16 protein-coding genes are annotated in these 16476 nt (G+C 44.7%); 12 read left to right on the top strand and 4 right to left on the bottom strand.

Going from position 1 to position 16476, the window contains the following annotated elements:
• The 10 genes from KWJ01_RS15790 (at position 1) to KWJ01_RS15745 (ending at position 11787) form a co-directional block, all read left to right on the top strand.
• Entirely contained in the window at positions 1-2715 is a 2715-nt protein-coding gene (locus tag KWJ01_RS15790; protein WP_224997671.1) for a BT4734/BF3469 family protein, read from the top strand.
• An 849-nt stretch (positions 2716-3564) separates the two neighbouring features.
• On the top strand, positions 3565-3732 hold the full coding sequence (ccoS, locus tag KWJ01_RS15785; protein WP_224997668.1) for a cbb3-type cytochrome oxidase assembly protein CcoS: 168 nt from the start codon (positions 3565-3567) through the stop codon (positions 3730-3732).
• Between the two features lie 13 nt (positions 3733-3745).
• On the top strand, positions 3746-5959 hold the full coding sequence (ccoN, locus tag KWJ01_RS15780) for a cytochrome-c oxidase, cbb3-type subunit I (RefSeq protein ID WP_224997665.1): 2214 nt from the start codon (positions 3746-3748) through the stop codon (positions 5957-5959).
• 26 nt (positions 5960-5985) lie between these two features.
• Entirely contained in the window at positions 5986-6162 is a 177-nt protein-coding gene (locus tag KWJ01_RS15775; RefSeq protein WP_224997664.1) for a CcoQ/FixQ family Cbb3-type cytochrome c oxidase assembly chaperone, read from the top strand.
• A 3-nt stretch (positions 6163-6165) separates the two neighbouring features.
• A complete protein-coding gene (locus KWJ01_RS15770; RefSeq protein WP_224997663.1) occupies positions 6166-7056 on the top strand; it encodes a cbb3-type cytochrome c oxidase N-terminal domain-containing protein in 891 nt (296 codons plus the stop codon).
• Between the two features lie 62 nt (positions 7057-7118).
• Entirely contained in the window at positions 7119-8546 is a 1428-nt protein-coding gene (gene ccoG / locus KWJ01_RS15765) for a cytochrome c oxidase accessory protein CcoG (protein WP_224997662.1), read from the top strand.
• A gap of 242 nt (positions 8547-8788) precedes the next feature.
• On the top strand, positions 8789-9229 hold the full coding sequence (locus tag KWJ01_RS15760; RefSeq protein WP_224997661.1) for a FixH family protein: 441 nt from the start codon (positions 8789-8791) through the stop codon (positions 9227-9229).
• A 1-nt stretch (position 9230) separates the two neighbouring features.
• A complete protein-coding gene (locus KWJ01_RS15755; protein WP_224997660.1) occupies positions 9231-9935 on the top strand; it encodes a sulfite exporter TauE/SafE family protein in 705 nt (234 codons plus the stop codon).
• A 155-nt stretch (positions 9936-10090) separates the two neighbouring features.
• A complete protein-coding gene (gene hemN, locus KWJ01_RS15750) occupies positions 10091-11449 on the top strand; it encodes an oxygen-independent coproporphyrinogen III oxidase (RefSeq protein WP_224997658.1) in 1359 nt (452 codons plus the stop codon).
• A gap of 41 nt (positions 11450-11490) precedes the next feature.
• Positions 11491-11787: a DUF6787 family protein gene (locus KWJ01_RS15745; protein WP_224997657.1), complete on the top strand. Its 297-nt coding sequence runs from the start codon at positions 11491-11493 to the stop codon at positions 11785-11787.
• 183 nt (positions 11788-11970) lie between these two features.
• Here KWJ01_RS15745 and KWJ01_RS15740 read toward each other — a convergent pair whose 3' ends face one another.
• Both KWJ01_RS15740 and KWJ01_RS15735 read right to left on the bottom strand, forming a co-directional pair.
• On the bottom strand, positions 11971-12888 hold the full coding sequence (locus tag KWJ01_RS15740; RefSeq protein WP_224997654.1) for an L-lactate dehydrogenase: 918 nt from the start codon (positions 12886-12888) through the stop codon (positions 11971-11973).
• A gap of 182 nt (positions 12889-13070) precedes the next feature.
• The gene (locus tag KWJ01_RS15735) at positions 13071-13472 is read right to left on the bottom strand and encodes a group III truncated hemoglobin (RefSeq protein ID WP_224997652.1); all 402 of its coding nucleotides are present in this window, start codon (positions 13470-13472) and stop codon (positions 13071-13073) included.
• Positions 13473-13621: 149 nt separating this feature from the next.
• Here KWJ01_RS15735 and KWJ01_RS15730 point away from each other — a divergent pair, with 149 nt between their 5' ends.
• Together KWJ01_RS15730 and KWJ01_RS15725 are read left to right on the top strand one after the other, a co-directional pair.
• A complete protein-coding gene (locus KWJ01_RS15730) occupies positions 13622-14059 on the top strand; it encodes a DUF4440 domain-containing protein (RefSeq protein WP_224997649.1) in 438 nt (145 codons plus the stop codon).
• A gap of 2 nt (positions 14060-14061) precedes the next feature.
• Positions 14062-14760 carry a bifunctional 2-polyprenyl-6-hydroxyphenol methylase/3-demethylubiquinol 3-O-methyltransferase UbiG gene (locus KWJ01_RS15725; RefSeq protein WP_224997646.1) on the top strand — a complete coding sequence of 233 codons (699 nt, stop codon included), beginning with the start codon at positions 14062-14064 and terminating at the stop codon, positions 14758-14760.
• A 369-nt stretch (positions 14761-15129) separates the two neighbouring features.
• Here the strand turns inward: KWJ01_RS15725 and KWJ01_RS15720 are convergent, their stop codons facing one another.
• Both KWJ01_RS15720 and KWJ01_RS15715 read right to left on the bottom strand, forming a co-directional pair.
• Complete coding sequence (locus KWJ01_RS15720) at positions 15130-15612, bottom strand: PIN domain-containing protein (protein ID WP_224997645.1); 483 nt, start codon at positions 15610-15612, stop codon at positions 15130-15132.
• On the bottom strand, positions 15602-16429 hold the full coding sequence (locus tag KWJ01_RS15715; protein WP_224997644.1) for a hypothetical protein: 828 nt from the start codon (positions 16427-16429) through the stop codon (positions 15602-15604). Before KWJ01_RS15715 ends, KWJ01_RS15720 begins: the two co-directional genes overlap by 11 nt.
• Positions 16430-16476 lie beyond the last annotated feature (47 nt).

Below are 16476 nucleotides of genomic sequence, written 5' to 3'. Positions count from 1 at the left end.
ATGAAAAATAACGAAACGAAGCAACATGTTGATAGAAGTATATCAATCTGGCGAAATACTAATAGCGGGCTAAGTGATTTAAACCCAAACCCATTTTACAAAAAATACAATACACTTAATGTAAAACAGGTGTTTGAGGTAATTAAATCTGGTGGTGGTGTACATCAAGTTGATAATATCAAACCTAAAATTGAGTATATACAAACCCATACTAAACAGGAATATGAGTACATAAAACTTAGTTTACCCTCGTTTACTGTATCTGCGGATTTTGAAGATAGAAGAGACAAAAAGGCTGATAAAATCTATACTCAAATTTTAGGGTTTGACTTTGATAAAATGAGTAGTCAGCAAGTAACACAGGCTTATGATAGATTAAAGGAATACCCAGCAACACTTCTATTATTTAAAAGCCCTTCTGGTAAAGGTTTGAAAGTTTTTATTAAATCCGATTGTACCGAAAGTGAACACGACCAGTTTTATAGATGCATGGCATTATCATTCAAAAGTCAGTTTGATTTAGATGCTGATATGCAATGTATAGACTACACCAGACTATGTTTCTTCTCTTATGATTCAGATGCATATCTCAATGAAGAATCGCACATAGCACCAGCAAGTGAGATAATAAGGAAGTATAAGCACTTAGTAACAGATAGTAGTACCAGTAATTCAGAAGTAGATAGTTTTGATTATAGTGCTGTTAATACTGAAAACATCAAATCTTTATTTGACAGTTTTATAAATACCCTGCAAGCTTCTGGTGTTGATTGGATAGACGGTCAAAGAAATAAATTCCTGCTGGAAATCTGTAAGGTTAAAAAGTTTGGTATCTCGTTTAACGAATGCTTAACGGAATTACTGACTTTCATTAATGGCAGGTATACAAACGATTATAATGCTAAAAGCATACCCGAAAAACTGGCGTACAACTGGAAGAACTATTTTAAAGAGTATAAGCCGTTAGATTCTGGTCCGGTGGACCAGAATCAAAGTCAGCTAAAAATTAGCCATTATCTGACCGAACAGAAGGATTTGATAAAATCTAATCTACTGGATAAAAGGATACTGTTTATTGATGCACCAACGGGTAGCGGTAAAACAACACTGGTTAAAGCACTGGCAAGTGAATTAAATCTCAAGACTGATATTATCATGCCTACTACTGCACTGGTGGAACAGCAAGCAGATATATCAGGAATTACAGGGCGTAGGGCATTAACTGTTGATATGGTTAAAGCTGATGTTCTGGCATGTTGCTACAACTCTATTAACAAAATCCAGGATAGGCAATCAAAGCTATTAGTGATTGATGAAGCCCATAGTTTAGTAAGTGATTACGGGTATAAGAGTAACACGATACAAGACATCCAACGACAGTTAAACAACTACGAGTACATAATCTATCTATCTGGTAGTATGCTACCATTAGAGGGTAAATATTCACCAGAAAACCTTCTAAGTTTTGAGAAGGTAAACAGATTTAAATACCAGTACCAGTTAATTAGACTTGATGAAAAGGTATCTAACAAAGATTACTTTATTAGCGGTTTGGAGGCTGGTAAACTCAACGTATTTTACAAAAATGATAAAACCGAACTTGATAAACTTTACACCTTCTTAACAGAGGTTAGAGGTTTAAAAGTGGCGTATGTATCCAGTGATAAGAAAGATAGGCTGGAATACACAGGCATAACGAAAAACGCCAGTTTAAACGGGTATGATGTGCTTTTAACAACTTGCGTAATACAAGCTGGTGTAAATATAAATGAGTGTGACAGAGAGGCTGTAATTACGTTTGGTAGTGGTTCAACACTGATAGACTATGTACAGTTTACCGCACGTTTCAGAAAGCAAGTACCAGCCATTAAAATAATTCATTCTGGAAAATTAGGGCAGATACAGTTACCCGATAATGAGGAATTGAAAGCAAGGATGGATTTAGAATTAAAACATCTGGAACAAGCAAGAGAGAAGAATAAAAATAGGGATTGGTGTTTTAATGCTGCTAATGTCGATAAAATAGTAAACAGTTTAGATTATGTATTTGAAGACGTTAACGGGGAGTACCAGAAAGATAGCTACTGTTTATTGTACAATAACTACCAAACTTTGAATGATAATATTAGGAGTAATGTAAGGGTGTTAAAACATTATCTGGAACAGTTTAATTTTATTGAAGTTGAAGCAGATAGTATATCAATAGATAAAGAAGATGTTAAGGAAATTAAGCAGGTAGGCAGGAACGTTCGCAAAGAGAAAAAGTTAAAGATTGAAAGTATTATAGATTCAATGTTCAAAGGAACACACACTTTTAATCAGCATCTTGATAGTACGACCGATGAACTTGAGAAAAAGTATATATTTCTTTCTCAATACCTTTCTAATGATGAAATAAAGAAACAAAATTTGTTAACATCTAAAAAAGATTATGATATAGTAGAGAGTAGAATTAAGTATAATTTAGTTGAGAAGGAAATCAAAGCTGGTAATCAAGTATCTAACTCTGCATTAGTTAACTACCAAAGATTGAAAAATCTTGAGAAGCAAATACAAGTAAATACTACTTATACTAACAAAGAGTTGAAAGATTTAATTGTAAAGGCTGGTTTTACTACTACTTCAAAGAACTATATAAGTAAAAGTTTGGGAGTACTATTTGATTATTCTGCTTCATCAAACTTTTTAAATTATACAATCATTCGAAAGTTATAATATTAGAATTATTGAAAGTGGTTTGATTTGTAACATATTTTCTTATTATATAGGTTAATGTTACATTTTAAACCACTTTTCTATTTATCATATCTTAAACTAACTTAAACATACTAATACTTATTAAAATGGTTGATTTATAGTGATGCTGGTTAAATCCGTGAATACCTAACCAACCACAGGCACACAAACCAGAAATAACCACTATACCAGCCATAAAAGCCCATCTGGTTATACTTAGTGTACTTTTTACCATAAGTACCCAAAAAAATAATTCTAATAAATTCAGATAAATAGGTCTTTAATTCAAAATAAATGGAGAATGAAAAAGGACTGTTGGTGTTGCAGTCCTTTTTCATTCTACGCCATTGATAAATGCTGATAGGCTGATACTATATATTAGGTGTGGGTGAACTGGATTTTCTAACCAGCATAGACAAGCATGTTATTTCCGCTTGTCTATTCTACCCAACTACTCCATTATTTTACTAATCCTTTACTACTTTACTATTTTACTAAATGTAAGTAGTTGATAAGCACCACGATAAAAGAATTAAAAATTCTTTAACCAGAAAAATACGTGGTGAACAAACATAGCCTTGGGATTAAACCCCTAAAGTATAAAAAACACCTAAAACTTCGCAAGCGCATCACTGCCTGCATTGCAGGAATATTTTCAGTTTTACGGGCATAACATTTTGTACCATAGCTTCTTATGCCTGTTGCCTGTTTTTTTCCTCTTTTCAGAGATGATCATCAAAGCTGATATATATCAGTTTTTGTGGTGATGGCTGTCATACCTAAGCTGCTGCTATCTGGGGAGATTTGTAGTGTAAACAAGTGTAAAATATGAGTGCATTGTTTCTGCTGATCGGAATAAGCCTGCTGGTAGCTATCGGTTTCCTGGTGGCTTTTCTCTGGGCCACCCGATCTGGCCAGTACGAGGATGATTACACCCCCTCCGTGAGGATGTTATTCGAAGATAAACCTGCCCAAAAACAAACTACTACTAAATAATTTTCCGAAACCTATGAGTACAGGCGTATTAACACAGGAAGCAACCGCCGGTCACAAGCCGCCAAGGCTGGAGCTGGAACGCTTCTCTTATGACAATGCAATTGTTCGGATGTTCGCCTACGCCACCATAATATGGGGAGCAGTGGGGATGCTGGTGGGGCTATTCGTAGCGCTTCAGCTTGTATTTCCGGCATTGAATTTTGGTATTGAATATACCTCCTTCGGGCGTATTCGCCCGCTGCACACCAATGCGGTAATCTTTGCCTTTGTAGGCAATGGTATCTTCACGGGAGTGTACTACTCGCTGCAGCGGCTTTGCAAAACCCGCATGTACAGCGATACCCTAAGCCGCGTTAACTTCTGGGGCTGGCAGCTGATTATTGTAGCCGCAGCCATTACACTGCCATTAGGCTTCAGCACCTCTAAAGAATATGCAGAGCTGGAGTGGCCCATCGACATTGCCATTACCCTGATGTGGGTAGTATTTGGTTACAATATGTTTGCAACCATTCTGCAGCGCCGTACCCGCCACCTGTATGTAGCCATCTGGTTTTATATTGCAACCTTTGTAACCGTAGCGGTACTGCACATTGTAAACTCTTTTGAGCTTCCTATCTCTTTCATGAAGAGCTACAGCTGGTACGCAGGTGTGCAGGATGCGCTGGTGCAGTGGTGGTATGGCCACAATGCCGTGGCTTTCTTTCTTACTACGCCTTACCTGGGCCTGATGTACTACTTTGTGCCTAAGGCTGCCAACCGTCCGGTTTACTCATACCGCCTGTCTATCATTCACTTCTGGGCGCTCATTTTCCTTTACATCTGGGCTGGCCCGCACCACCTGCTGTATAACTCACTGCCCGACTGGGCACAGTCGCTGGGTGTGGTGTTCTCTGTAATGCTGATTGCCCCAAGCTGGGGTGGTATGCTTAATGGTCTGTTAACCCTGCGTGGTGTATGGGATAAAGTGCGCGAGGAGCCTGTGCTGAAGTTTATGGTGGTAGCCCTTACTGCTTATGGTATGGCTACTTTCGAGGGCCCTATGCTGTCGTTGAAAAACATCAACGCCATTAGCCACTTTACCGACTGGACTATTGCCCACGTACACGTAGGCGGCCTGGGCTGGAACGGTATGCTTACCTTTGGTATGCTTTACTGGCTGTTCCCGCGCATGTGGAATACCAAACTTTACTCTGTTAAGCTGGCCAACTGGCACTTCTGGATTGCTACCCTGGGTATTCTTTTCTACGCCGTACCTATGTACTGGGCTGGCTTAACCCAAAGCCTGATGTGGAAAGAGTTTACCAAAGAAGGCTTGCTGGCATATCCTAACTTCCTGGAGATTGTAACGCAAATGAAGCCTATGTATGCCCTGCGTGCATTTGGTGGTGCGCTCTTTATCCTGGGTCTGTTCATCATGGCCTATAACCTGATCAAAACAGCCAAAGCCGGTAGCTTTGTAGCCAACGAAGAGGCCGAAGCCGCTCCGCTTAGCGATACCTACGAAAGACACGAAGGTGAGCACTGGCACCGCTGGATTGAGCGCCGCCCTGTGCAGCTGATGGTGGGTAGCCTTGTGGTGATCCTGATTGGTGGCCTGGTAGAAATGATGCCTACCTTCCTGGTAGAATCTAATGTGCCAACCATTGCTTCTGTAGCACCTTACACCTCCCTTGAGCTGGAAGGTCGCGACATCTACATCAAAGAAGGCTGTAATAACTGCCACAGCCAGATGGTAAGGCCATTCCGCTCCGAAACCGAGCGTTACGGCGAGTATGCCAAAGCAGGTGAGTTTGTTTACGATCACCCATTCCTGTGGGGCTCTAAGCGTACCGGTCCGGACCTGCTCCGCGAAGGTGGCAAATATCCCGACAGCTGGCACTACAACCACATGATTGATCCGGAGAGCATGTCGCCGGGCTCCATTATGCCAGCCTACCCCTGGATGGCCGAAAAAGCGCTGGATACCAGCAAAACCGGCGCCAAGATCAGTGCCATGCGCACCATGGGTGTTCCTTACCCCGAAGGCTACGAAGACAAGGCCGTTGATGACCTGAAGCTGCAGGCCGAAGAAATAGCAGCCCGACTGGAGCAAAGCGGTGTGAAAGTAAGCAGCGACAAGGAGATCATCGCCCTTATTGCATACCTGCAGCGCCTGGGTACCGATATCAAGGCCGATCCAGAAAAAGAAGTAAAGCCTTACGAAGTAAGACCTGAAATCAAGAAGTAATCATGCTTAAGTTCATAAAACACCATATGGAGACGATAATCGGGATAGAACTCTATCCTATTATCTCCCTCCTGATCTTCTTCATCTTCTTTACACTATTGTTGATTGTGGTAGTGAAAACAAAGAAGGAGCACATCACGGAACTATCGGCCATGCCGCTTGATGAGGAAGAATTAACAATTCCAGCACAACAAAAAAGCTAAATCATGAAGAAGCGAAGCATTCAATATAAAAGCATGATGGCTGCCCTTGGTTTAAGCACACTGCCAATGCTGGCATCTGCACAGCAGGCTGCAGGAACTTCAGGCGCGGCGGCTACCGGCATCAGCCAGACAGATCTTTTATTGGGATTAGCTGTAGTACTGGCCGGATTGATCCTGATCTGCACACTGGTGCTGCTGTACACCGTAGTTGTGATGAGAAAGGTAATGCTGAAGCCCGAAGGTGCAGAAGCAACAGCAACCGAAGCAGCTACAGCTCAGCAAGCACAAAAGCTAAGCGTATGGTCTAAACTAACCGATGCCGTTCCGCTGGAGCGCGAGGATGAGGTAATGACCGACCACGAATACGACGGCATCCGTGAGCTGGATAACAACCTGCCACCCTGGTGGAAAGCCATGTTCTATGCTACCATTGTGTTTTCAGTCGTGTACCTGGCAGCTTACCACGTGCTCGACTGGGCACCTCTGCAGGACCAGGAGTATGAGCAGGAAGTACTGGCGGCCCAGCTGGAAGTAGAAGCTTACCTGGCAGAAAAAGGCGGTGCCATCGACGAGACTAATGTTGAGTTGCTTACCGACGAGGCTGCCCTGGCAGAAGGTGCTAAAACCTACAGCTCTTACTGCGGTGCCTGCCACGGTGCCGAACTGCAGGGTGGTGTAGGTCCTAACCTAACAGACGTGTACTGGCTGCATGGCGGAGATGTGAAAGATGTGTTCAAGACCATCAAAAAGGGTGTGCCGCAAAAAGGTATGATCAGCTGGGAAGCCCAGCTTAGCCCCGAGCAGATCCAGCAGCTGGCAAGCTTTATTATCAGCAAAGAAGGCAGCAATCCTGCCAATGCAAAAGAGCCGCAAGGCGAAGAGTTTAAAAGATAGTTTTGAGGGAGGGATCGCCGCAGCAGACTGCTGCGGCGATCAACTCTACTATAACTAATAAAATGAGCATTGTATATAAAGGTAAACCGTTTGATCCGCAGAGCTACCGGGATAGTATTTCTACAGTAGACAGGGAAGGTAAACGTGTATGGGTTTACCCTAAAAAGCCAAAAGGAAAATTTACTAATTATCGTAGCTGTGTTAGCTGGGTGTTACTGGCGATCCTGTTCTCTGGCCCCTTTATCCGCATTGGCGGGCAGCCTCTGCTGCTGTTAAATGTAGTGGAGCGCAAGTTTGTAATATTCGGGCAGATCTTCTGGCCACAGGATTTCTACCTTTTTGTGTTGGCGTCACTAGTGGGGCTAATCTTTATTGTGCTCTTTACAGTGGTATATGGGCGGGTATTCTGTGGCTGGGTATGCCCCCAGACCATTTTTATGGAAATGGTTTTCCGTAAAATTGAATACTGGATAGAAGGTGATAATACCGCCCAGAAAAAGCTTGATAAGCAGGACTGGAATAAGGAAAAGATACTGAAGAAAGGGAGTAAACATGCAATCTTTTTTGCTATCTCCTTCCTGATTGCCAATACCTTCCTGGCCTACATCATAAGCAGTGAAGAACTGCTTGATATTGTAACCGATCCGCCGGCTGCTCACATTGCCGGCTTAGTGTCTATCCTTATCTTTACAGGTGTTTTTTACTGGGTGTTTGCCAGCTTCCGGGAGCAGGTTTGTACTACCGTTTGCCCCTATGGCCGCCTGCAGGGTGTGCTGCTGGATCGCCAGTCTGTGGTAATCAGCTACGATTATACCCGTGGCGAATCAAGAGGCAAATTCCGAAAAGGAGAAGACCGCAAAGCAGTTGACAAAGGCGATTGTGTGGATTGTAAGCTTTGTGTAAGCGTTTGCCCTACCGGTATCGACATCCGCAATGGCACCCAGCTGGAGTGTATTAACTGTACCGCCTGTATCGATGCCTGCGATAGCATCATGGAAAATGTTGGCTTGCCCAAAGGCCTTATCCGCTACGAATCTGAAGCTAATCTGGTGGAAGGCCGCACCGGCATGCACTGGACTAAAAGGAGCATTGCTTATACTGCCTTATTAGGGGTGTTATCTGTTCTGTTTATGGGCCTGCTGTTTATGAGAGGACAGTTAGAAACCAGCCTGTTGCGTACGCCGGGCATGCTCTACCAGGAGCAGGAGGGAGGCTACATCAGCAACCTCTACAACTACAAAATCATCAATAAAACCCAGGAGGCAGTGCCTCTTACCTTCAGGTTGCTGAATGAAGCAGGTGAAATACAGCTGATCGGTAACCAATCAGGCATAGAGGTGCCGGGAGGTGGTGTTGCAGAGGGCGCCCTGTTTATTCTGATCCCAAAAGAATCTATTGAGAAAGCTTCACAAAAGTTAACCATAGGTGTATTCAGGGGCGAAGAACAACTGGAAACCCTGAAGACAAAATTTATGGGACCGGTTAATTAAGGGTAATTTAATAAGTCATTTTTCACTTCATATATGTCTAAAAGCCGGTCAGTAAGACCGGTTTTTTTGTGAAAAGCTGATATATATCAGTTTTTGCAGTGATTCCCCTCATACCCGATCCTCCCGCTCCTGGCGAAATTTGTAGTGTAAGTAAAGAAGACAGGGGAGCGAAGGCAAATACCTTCATGCGTCAGTTAGCAGCTTCCCCCGGTCTCCACACTAAATACTTACTACACAGTATCATGAAAAAATTCAATTGGGGTCACGGGATCATTCTTTTCTTCTGCTGCTTTGTAAGCTTTATGGGCTACCTGGCCTACCGGAGCGGCAAAGAAAATATTGATCTTGTAACAGAAGATTATTATAAGCAGGAGCTTGGCTACGAGTCGCAGATGGATAAGATGCGAAATGCACGGTTGCTTGCACAGCCTGTACAGGTACAGGTAGAAGGCCGCAATGTTGCGGTTGTGTTTCCTGTGAGGGAAGGAAATGTAAGCGGAGAAATTCAAATGTTTCGTCCTTCTGATGCGCAGTACGACCGCAGGGTTGCCGTTGCTCCCGATGCCGCAGGCAAACAGCAGCTTAACTTAGCTGGTTTGCCTGCTGGTTTATACCGCCTGAAAATAGACTGGAAAGCAGGTGAAAAGTCTTTTTATACAGAAGAAGCTATCAACATAAATTAAGATGCAGTTCTGGTCAGCGGTTTTAATTGGTTTTCTGGGAAGCATGCACTGTGTAGCCATGTGTGGCCCGCTGGCCCTGGCGGTGCCTGCCGGAAAAACAAGTGCTGCCTGGCTGCAGGGCCGCCTGCTGTACCAGGCAGGGCGCCTGCTTACCTATGCTGCACTTGGTGCTGTGGTGGGGGCGCTGGGGCAGAGCATTGCGCTGGCTGGCTGGCAACAGGGCTTATCAGTAGCCGGCGGTATTTTACTGCTGCTGTTTGCCCTGTCTCCCAGCCGTGTGGAGCGCTTTGTAGGTGGTGCAGGTTTCTTCGGGAAACCCCTGTACAGGCTTAAGCAAAGTATGGCTGCCGTATTAAGGCGCCGCTATAAACTATCTGGCTTTTTGCTGGGGTTGCTGAATGGTTTACTGCCCTGTGGTCTGGTGTACCTGGGGCTGGCAGGAGCACTGGTAACAGGCTCTGCTGTAACAGGTGCTACCTATATGGCGGCTTTTGGTGCGGGTACACTGCCTGCCATGCTGGTTGTTGTGGTGGCGGGCAATTGGCTCCGGGGCGGCTGGCAGCTGCAGCTGCGGCGGCTTGCACCTACGGCGGCTTTTGTAATGGGGCTGGCATTGGTGGCGCGGGGGCTGGAGCTGGGTATTCCTTACCTAAGCCCGGTATTGGCCTGGGTAGAAAAAGGAATCCCAGTTTGTGGTCAGCAATAGCGCAAACCCAGGTAAGGGACCGCAGCGGCTAACTATACCAGCTAATAAAATAGTATCAGGTATTATTATTTATAAATCTTATTCTCCTGCTCTTCAACTACCACACATCAGGAATAAGATACAAACCACTACTCCAACTATAAACTACTACTAAGATGAATATTCAACTCATCAGAAAATATAACGTTCCGGGCCCCAGGTACACCAGTTATCCAACCGTGCCTTACTGGAATGAAGTGCCGCCAACAGAAGCGGAGTGGAAACAGCAGGTTAAAGAGGCTTTCGATGACAGCCGCGAGCAGGGCATCAGCCTTTACATACACCTGCCTTTTTGCGAAAAGCTTTGTACCTACTGTGGTTGCAACAAACGCATTACCATTAATCATAAAGTTGAAGATCCTTATATAACTGCCCTGCTGAAGGAATGGCAGCTTTACCTGGAACTGTTTGGTGAAAAGCCGCTGATCCGTGAGCTGCACCTGGGCGGGGGCACCCCTACTTTCTTTAGTCCTTATAACCTGAAGCGCCTGATAAAGGGCATTACGGCAGGGGCTGAAGTAGCCAAAGGGGCTGAATTCAGCTTTGAAGGTCATCCGAACAACACTACCGAAGAACACCTGCAAACTTTATTCGAGCTGGGCTTTCGCCGGGTGAGCTTTGGCATACAGGATTTTGATCCGCAGGTGCAGGCCATCATTAACCGCATACAGCCTTACGAAAATGTACTGCGGGTAACCGAGCAGGCTCGCCATATTGGTTACACTTCTATCAACTACGACCTGATCTACGGCCTGCCCCTGCAAACGGCAGAAAGTGTGCGTAAAACCATTGCCATGGTAAACAGCCTGCGGCCCGACAGAATAGCTTTTTACAGCTATGCCCACGTGCCCTGGACCAGTCCCGGCCAGCGCCGGTATACCGAAGCCGACCTGCCCACTGATGAGGTAAAGCGCGGGCTGTATGAAATGGGTAAAAACCTTTTTGAGCAGCAGGGATATCTCGAGATCGGCATGGACCATTTTGCCCTGCCATCTGACTCGCTTAGCCAGGCGGCAGGCAATGGAACTTTGCACCGCAATTTTATGGGCTACAGCACTACACAGACCAAACTAATGGTAGGGTTGGGCTGCTCCTCCATCAGCGATACCTGGACTGCCTTTGGCCAGAACCTGAAAAAGGTTGAAGAGTACCAGGATGCTGTAAACGAAGGCCGCTTTCCTATTTTCAAAGGACACATCCTGAACCACGAAGACCTAGTGGTGCGTCAGCATATATTGAACATCATGTGCCGCTTTCAGACCACCTGGACTCAGGATGAGCTGAAGACTTTTGCACTGGTAGAAGCCAGGGAACGGCTGAAAGAGCTGGCTGCCGACGGCCTGATCAGGGTAGAGGGCGATTCTGTACAGGTGCATGAACATGCCAAGCCATTTGTGCGCAACATCTGCATGGCCCTGGATGCCCGCCTCTGGCGAAACAAGCCAACCACCCAGATCTTCAGCAAAACCATCTAAAAATATCCAACACTCAACACCCACTACTCAATACAACAGATATGAACAGACTTAAAAATAAATGGGGATTAACAAGCAGCTGGCAGGTACTGCTCATACTGCTTACTTTTTCACTGGCAGGCTCTTCTGTGGTGGTGTTAAAACAGTGGTATTTCGGAGCCCTGGGCTTCAATGAGCAAACGGAGTTCTGGCTTAAAGCCATTGCCTACCTGGTCTTTATTTTCCCGGCCTACCAGGTGCTCATTTTAGTATATGGCACACTGCTTGGTCAGTTTCGCTTTTTTTGGGAAAAGGAAAAGCGCCTGGTGCAGGTAATTGCCAGGCCATTCAGGGGATAAAGGAGTATATATGATAAAAAAGGAGAAAGCAAGTAAATAAACACTCGCTTTCTGTGCTTGAAAAGCAGCATCTCTTCAAGGGCTGATAGCGATTTAAACAACGGCCTGTACTCATGCAGAGCCCCTGCCAAGCTCCCTGCACCTCAAAAAAGAAGAGCAGTGGGTGAGGTATAAAGCGCCAGTTTAATCCTCAATAGACCTGATTGCTTTCCTGATTACCTCTGCAGAATGCTTCAGTGCCTGAAACTCCTGCTCATTCAACTGGGGTTCCAGCACCTGGGTAGCTCCATCAGAACCTACAATAGTGGGCAGGGAGATGGCAACATCGTTCAAGCCGAAGGTACCTTCCTGCACCCGCGAAACAGTTAAAACACGCCTTTCTCCCCGTACTGCCCATTTAAGCAGGGCGGCTGTAACAAGGCCAATGGCATGATTGGTAACACCTTTGCGTTTAATAATCTCATGAGCGGCAGATTTCACCTCGCTGGCTATCCTTTCTTCTTTTTCTGTAGTCCAGCCGGACCAGTCTCTTAAGAGGGCGCCACCAATTTCTGCGCCAGACCAGAGCACCACTTCTGAGTCGCCATGTTCTCCAATTACCTGGGCGTGAATAGAGTCTGACTCCAGCCCCAGCTCCTTACCCAGGATTTGGCGGAGCCGTGCAGTATCCAGCATGGTACCTGTGCCAATAACACGTTCTACTGGTAATCCAGATGCCTTCTGAAGCACATAAGTGAGTACATCAACAGGGTTGGCTATCATGATCAGCAGGCCTTTGGCACCTTTCAGCTTTTCGCCCAGTTCCCGGATGATGCGTGCATTATCCTTGAGTAGGTCAAGGCGCGACTCTTCAGGTTTACCGCCACGGCCGGCAGCTATTACAATGGCATCTGCTTCGAGCATTTGTTCCGGGGTAGCGGGGCGTACAGTGGCAGTGGGGTAAAACGATACCCCGTGGGCCATATCCATGGCTTCACCTTCGGCACGCTCCTGGCGGGCATCGAAGAGCAGTAGTTCATCTGCAATGCCGGTATGCAGTACAGAAATGGCTACGCTGGTTCCTACAGCACCAATACCTATGATACCTATTGTACGTTTCATGATGTTCAGGCTAAAAATTGACTATTTTGAATTTGGCTGGGTAGTAGTGCATGAGCAGCGGCTGCCACACCTGTGCACTTTAATACGGCCCCTGAACTGCTGTCACACTGCGTTTGACTGCAATGCCAGGTACCGATACCCAATACATAATACTTATTACCTGAAACTTGTTTTCAGCAAGACTACTGAATTCTATTTTCCGGGCTCGACCAGCCTTCTTCCTGCAGGAAGCCCATTTTGCCCATAAATACCAGCGCAATAGCCCGTGCTCTGCCTTTTGCTTCTTCTGCTTTTTCTCCGCTAAATAGTTCGTTTACCGTAGCCTCAAACAGGTTAATCCACTGTAAAAAGTGCTGGGTATTGATGGGGAGGGGTGCATGTTTGGGGAAAGGGCGGCCCGTATAGCGTGCGCTGCCCAGCAGCAGGTTTTCCCAGAAAGTATACATAATGGGTAAGTGCGTACTCCAGTTAACATTTGCTACCTCATTGAATACAGGGCCCAGCTGCGGATCGGCCTGTACCTTATCGTAAAAGGTGTTAACCAGTAAGCGTATATCTCCAGGAGTAGTGATGTCTTTTTCCATACTGCAAAGATATTCCTATGCTGCAGCTCAAAACATGACAATTATCAGTAAAATGTAGGCTCAACCAGATAATTGCTGCGGCTATACGGTCTGAAATTTTGCAGAAATGGTATTTAAGATGGAAGTTTGAGGAAACTGGGGTTTAAAACATGAAATTACGTAAACTGGCAGCTTTAGTGCCCGCACTTATTATTCTGCTAATGCCTTACGCCTATGCCCAAAAGCCGCGGCAGGAAATAGCCAAAACACTGCAGGCACAATCAGAAGCCTGGAACCGGGGCGACCTGGAAAGCTTTATGCAGGGCTACTGGAAAAGTGATTCGCTGCTGTTCATCGGCAAAAGCGGGCTTACCTGGGGCTGGCAGCAAACGCTCGATAACTACAAAAAGAATTATGCCGGTGCCGAAGCCATGGGCAAGCTTGCTTTTGATATAAAAGTGGTGAAGCCTTTAGAGGGAGGCAAAGCCTGGCTGGTGGTTGGTAAATGGCACCTGGCCCGCAGCATTGGCGATCTGGAGGGGCATTTTTCCCTGGTGTGGGAAGAACGCAATGGCAAATGGGTTATAGTAGCAGATCATTCCAGCTAACGATGGCAGCAGATGTACAGGGCCAGGCCATTATGGACTACTGGCTGAAAAAAGATAAAAAAGTGCACCTAAGGCTGCACACCAGCTACGGACCTCCCGAGCGCATGCCGGTTTCTGTTTTTTTCAGAGACCCCCGCAAATATTCGGAGCTGGAGCGCCAGGCACTGCAGTACTGCAGGGGCCGGGTGCTTGAGGTTGGCGCAGGTGCCGGCGCTTTTCCGCTGGTGCTGCAGGAAAAGGGCCTTGAGGTAACAGCTCTTGAAAACTCTCCCCTAAGCTGCGAAGTAATGCGCCTGCGTGGCGTTAAAGATGTGCTGATGGGTGACCTCTGGGAGCTGGAGGGGGTGCAGTGGGATACCCTGCTGCTGATGATGAACGGCCTGGGCATTGCCGGTACACTGCCCGATCTGCCCGGCTTGCTGATGCAACTGCAGTCCATGATGGCACCGGGCGGACAAATTCTCTTCGACAGCTCCGATATCACCTATCTCTATGAGGGAGGTGTGCCCGTGCCGGAAGACCGCTACCATGGCGAAATAGATTATCAGTATGAATATAAAGGTGAGCGAGGCGAGAAATTTACCTGGCTCTATGTAGACATGGAGCTGCTTTCGGTAGTAGCCAGAGATATGGGCTTTAACTTTGATCTGCTGGCTGGTCCGGAACACGATCAGTACCTGGGCCGACTGACGATGCTCTGATATCAGGATTTTCTGACAAACAGATCTGACAAAAAACTAACCTGATACACAAATACCTGCATATTTTAATAAACGTCCGGCTTCTTATGGGTATGGATTTCTGCTGATCTTCCGGTAAGCTAAATAAGGGAAGGTATTTGAAAAATGAATACAAGGAAAGCTACAGTAGGCTTATATAACAGCAGGGCGGACTACGATGATGAGAGGGCTGGGCTGATGATAATGCATTACATTGATTCCAACCATTTCTATATTTGCCCTGATTTTAACAAGCTTTCTCAACAGGTGAGGTAGGGTCTTTAGCGTATGTTTGCTGGTAAGCAGCAATAAGCCTGTGGGGAGTACTTAAATCCTTTGTTCTACTTTGTGTTATATTCCAAAGTCAATTATACCATAGGTTTCATGATATGGCATATTGATATCTATTATTTCAAAGTGAGGATCTATATATTCCTTAAGAATATTATAAATGCTTTTGCTCTTCTGATCTGATGTCACAAAATGGGTTACAGATTTATCTGAGTCAGCCTGAGCAAATAACTTTGAATCATTAGGAATAATATTTCTGTCATCAAGCTGCAATCTTCCTTTATGTGTAAATACTATCCTTGCAAACTCTCCAGCTCTAATTCCATGATTCACATTGAAAGGCAAAACTTGCAAATTTTTCCATGGTAATTCATCGAAATGGCCACCAACGCAGTATTCAGCTACTGAAATTGTAGAGCATTTTAGGACAATATCATTTTCAAGGAAATATTTAAAATATCCAAGAGCATTATGGTGCAGCTTATCATTTTCATTAAGAAGCCTAATGAAAAAGCTTGTATCTAGAAGTACACTATGCGTCATAACCTCCTCTAAGCTGGCTCATCCAATCATCGGCGTCTGTAACTCCCTTCCAACTGTTTGACGCTTTTTTCATCAAAGATGAGAGATATGATTTGTCAAATTTTGGATTAAAATCAATTAGCTCAATTAGTTGTAGATTGGTTTTGTCTAGTTCACCAGTTTCAATATTTTGTTTCCCCAGTGCTCTTACTCCATATTTTTTATATAAGAAGTTCTCTTCTTTCTCTTGAAGATAGGCCTTGTCTGTGGTTATAGTTAATGAACCAAATTCATCTGTATCTAAATGTATATTTGGTTTACTTTTTCCACCTGCGTTAGTTAAAGTCCCATAGAAATAGAATTCTGCGTCAACCCAAACATTTTGAGTTCTGTAGAATGTAGTACTTCTATCAATTAGAAGTTTATGTGAATTTTCTAAAGAAGTGGTGATTTCAATTTCAAATCCTTTCTTAACAGCATTCTCTTGAAATGTTTCTAAGGCTCTTGCCGACTGACTCTCTAAAAAATCAATTGAATTTGTACTTTCTACCTGGCCAATGATAGCGTTAAAGCCAATCACTGCTTGAAAACTTGTTTTAATTATGTGTTTTACAGATCCTTCTTCAATCGAGTAGCTAATAAGTGGTCTGTCTTTTTTATTGTTAGGAAACAGGAGGTTCTCTGCTGCTTGAAGAACAGCAATAATTTCTTTGATATCATAGTTGTCCGGTTTTAAATCCAGATTACCTGTTTTACCAATTATTCGTATCTCTATATGTCCTAAATTTTCCAACTTTATAGCATCATGCTTTCTTACAAAGAAACGAAATTTTTTCATGTTACGTTCTTTCAACATTGCGTAGCACTAATTGAGAGGTATAGCTA

The organism is Cesiribacter sp. SM1, assembly GCF_020178975.1.
Classification (GTDB): Bacteria; Bacteroidota; Bacteroidia; order Cytophagales; family Cyclobacteriaceae; genus Cesiribacter.
Note: the sequence above shows the minus strand (reverse complement) of the source record. Positions and strands in the feature narration are given on the sequence as shown.

Excerpts from the sequence above, each read along its gene's own strand:
- KWJ01_RS15790 (WP_224997671.1), top strand. The coding sequence starts at position 1 with ATGAAAAATAACGAAACGAAGCAACATGTTGATAGAAGTATATCAATC.
- ccoS (WP_224997668.1), top strand. The coding sequence starts at position 3,565 with ATGAGTGCATTGTTTCTGCTGATCGGAATAAGCCTGCTGGTAGCTATC.
- ccoN (WP_224997665.1), top strand. The coding sequence starts at position 3,746 with ATGAGTACAGGCGTATTAACACAGGAAGCAACCGCCGGTCACAAGCCG.
- KWJ01_RS15775 (WP_224997664.1), top strand. The coding sequence starts at position 5,986 with ATGGAGACGATAATCGGGATAGAACTCTATCCTATTATCTCCCTCCTG.
- KWJ01_RS15770 (WP_224997663.1), top strand. The coding sequence starts at position 6,166 with ATGAAGAAGCGAAGCATTCAATATAAAAGCATGATGGCTGCCCTTGGT.
- ccoG (WP_224997662.1), top strand. The coding sequence starts at position 7,119 with ATGAGCATTGTATATAAAGGTAAACCGTTTGATCCGCAGAGCTACCGG.
- KWJ01_RS15760 (WP_224997661.1), top strand. The coding sequence starts at position 8,789 with ATGAAAAAATTCAATTGGGGTCACGGGATCATTCTTTTCTTCTGCTGC.
- KWJ01_RS15755 (WP_224997660.1), top strand. The coding sequence starts at position 9,231 with ATGCAGTTCTGGTCAGCGGTTTTAATTGGTTTTCTGGGAAGCATGCAC.
- hemN (WP_224997658.1), top strand. The coding sequence starts at position 10,091 with ATGAATATTCAACTCATCAGAAAATATAACGTTCCGGGCCCCAGGTAC.
- KWJ01_RS15745 (WP_224997657.1), top strand. The coding sequence starts at position 11,491 with ATGAACAGACTTAAAAATAAATGGGGATTAACAAGCAGCTGGCAGGTA.
- KWJ01_RS15740 (WP_224997654.1), bottom strand. The coding sequence starts at position 12,888 with ATGAAACGTACAATAGGTATCATAGGTATTGGTGCTGTAGGAACCAGC.
- KWJ01_RS15735 (WP_224997652.1), bottom strand. The coding sequence starts at position 13,472 with ATGGAAAAAGACATCACTACTCCTGGAGATATACGCTTACTGGTTAAC.
- KWJ01_RS15730 (WP_224997649.1), top strand. The coding sequence starts at position 13,622 with ATGAAATTACGTAAACTGGCAGCTTTAGTGCCCGCACTTATTATTCTG.
- KWJ01_RS15725 (WP_224997646.1), top strand. The coding sequence starts at position 14,062 with ATGGCAGCAGATGTACAGGGCCAGGCCATTATGGACTACTGGCTGAAA.
- KWJ01_RS15720 (WP_224997645.1), bottom strand. The coding sequence starts at position 15,612 with ATGACGCATAGTGTACTTCTAGATACAAGCTTTTTCATTAGGCTTCTT.
- KWJ01_RS15715 (WP_224997644.1), bottom strand. The coding sequence starts at position 16,429 with ATGAAAAAATTTCGTTTCTTTGTAAGAAAGCATGATGCTATAAAGTTG.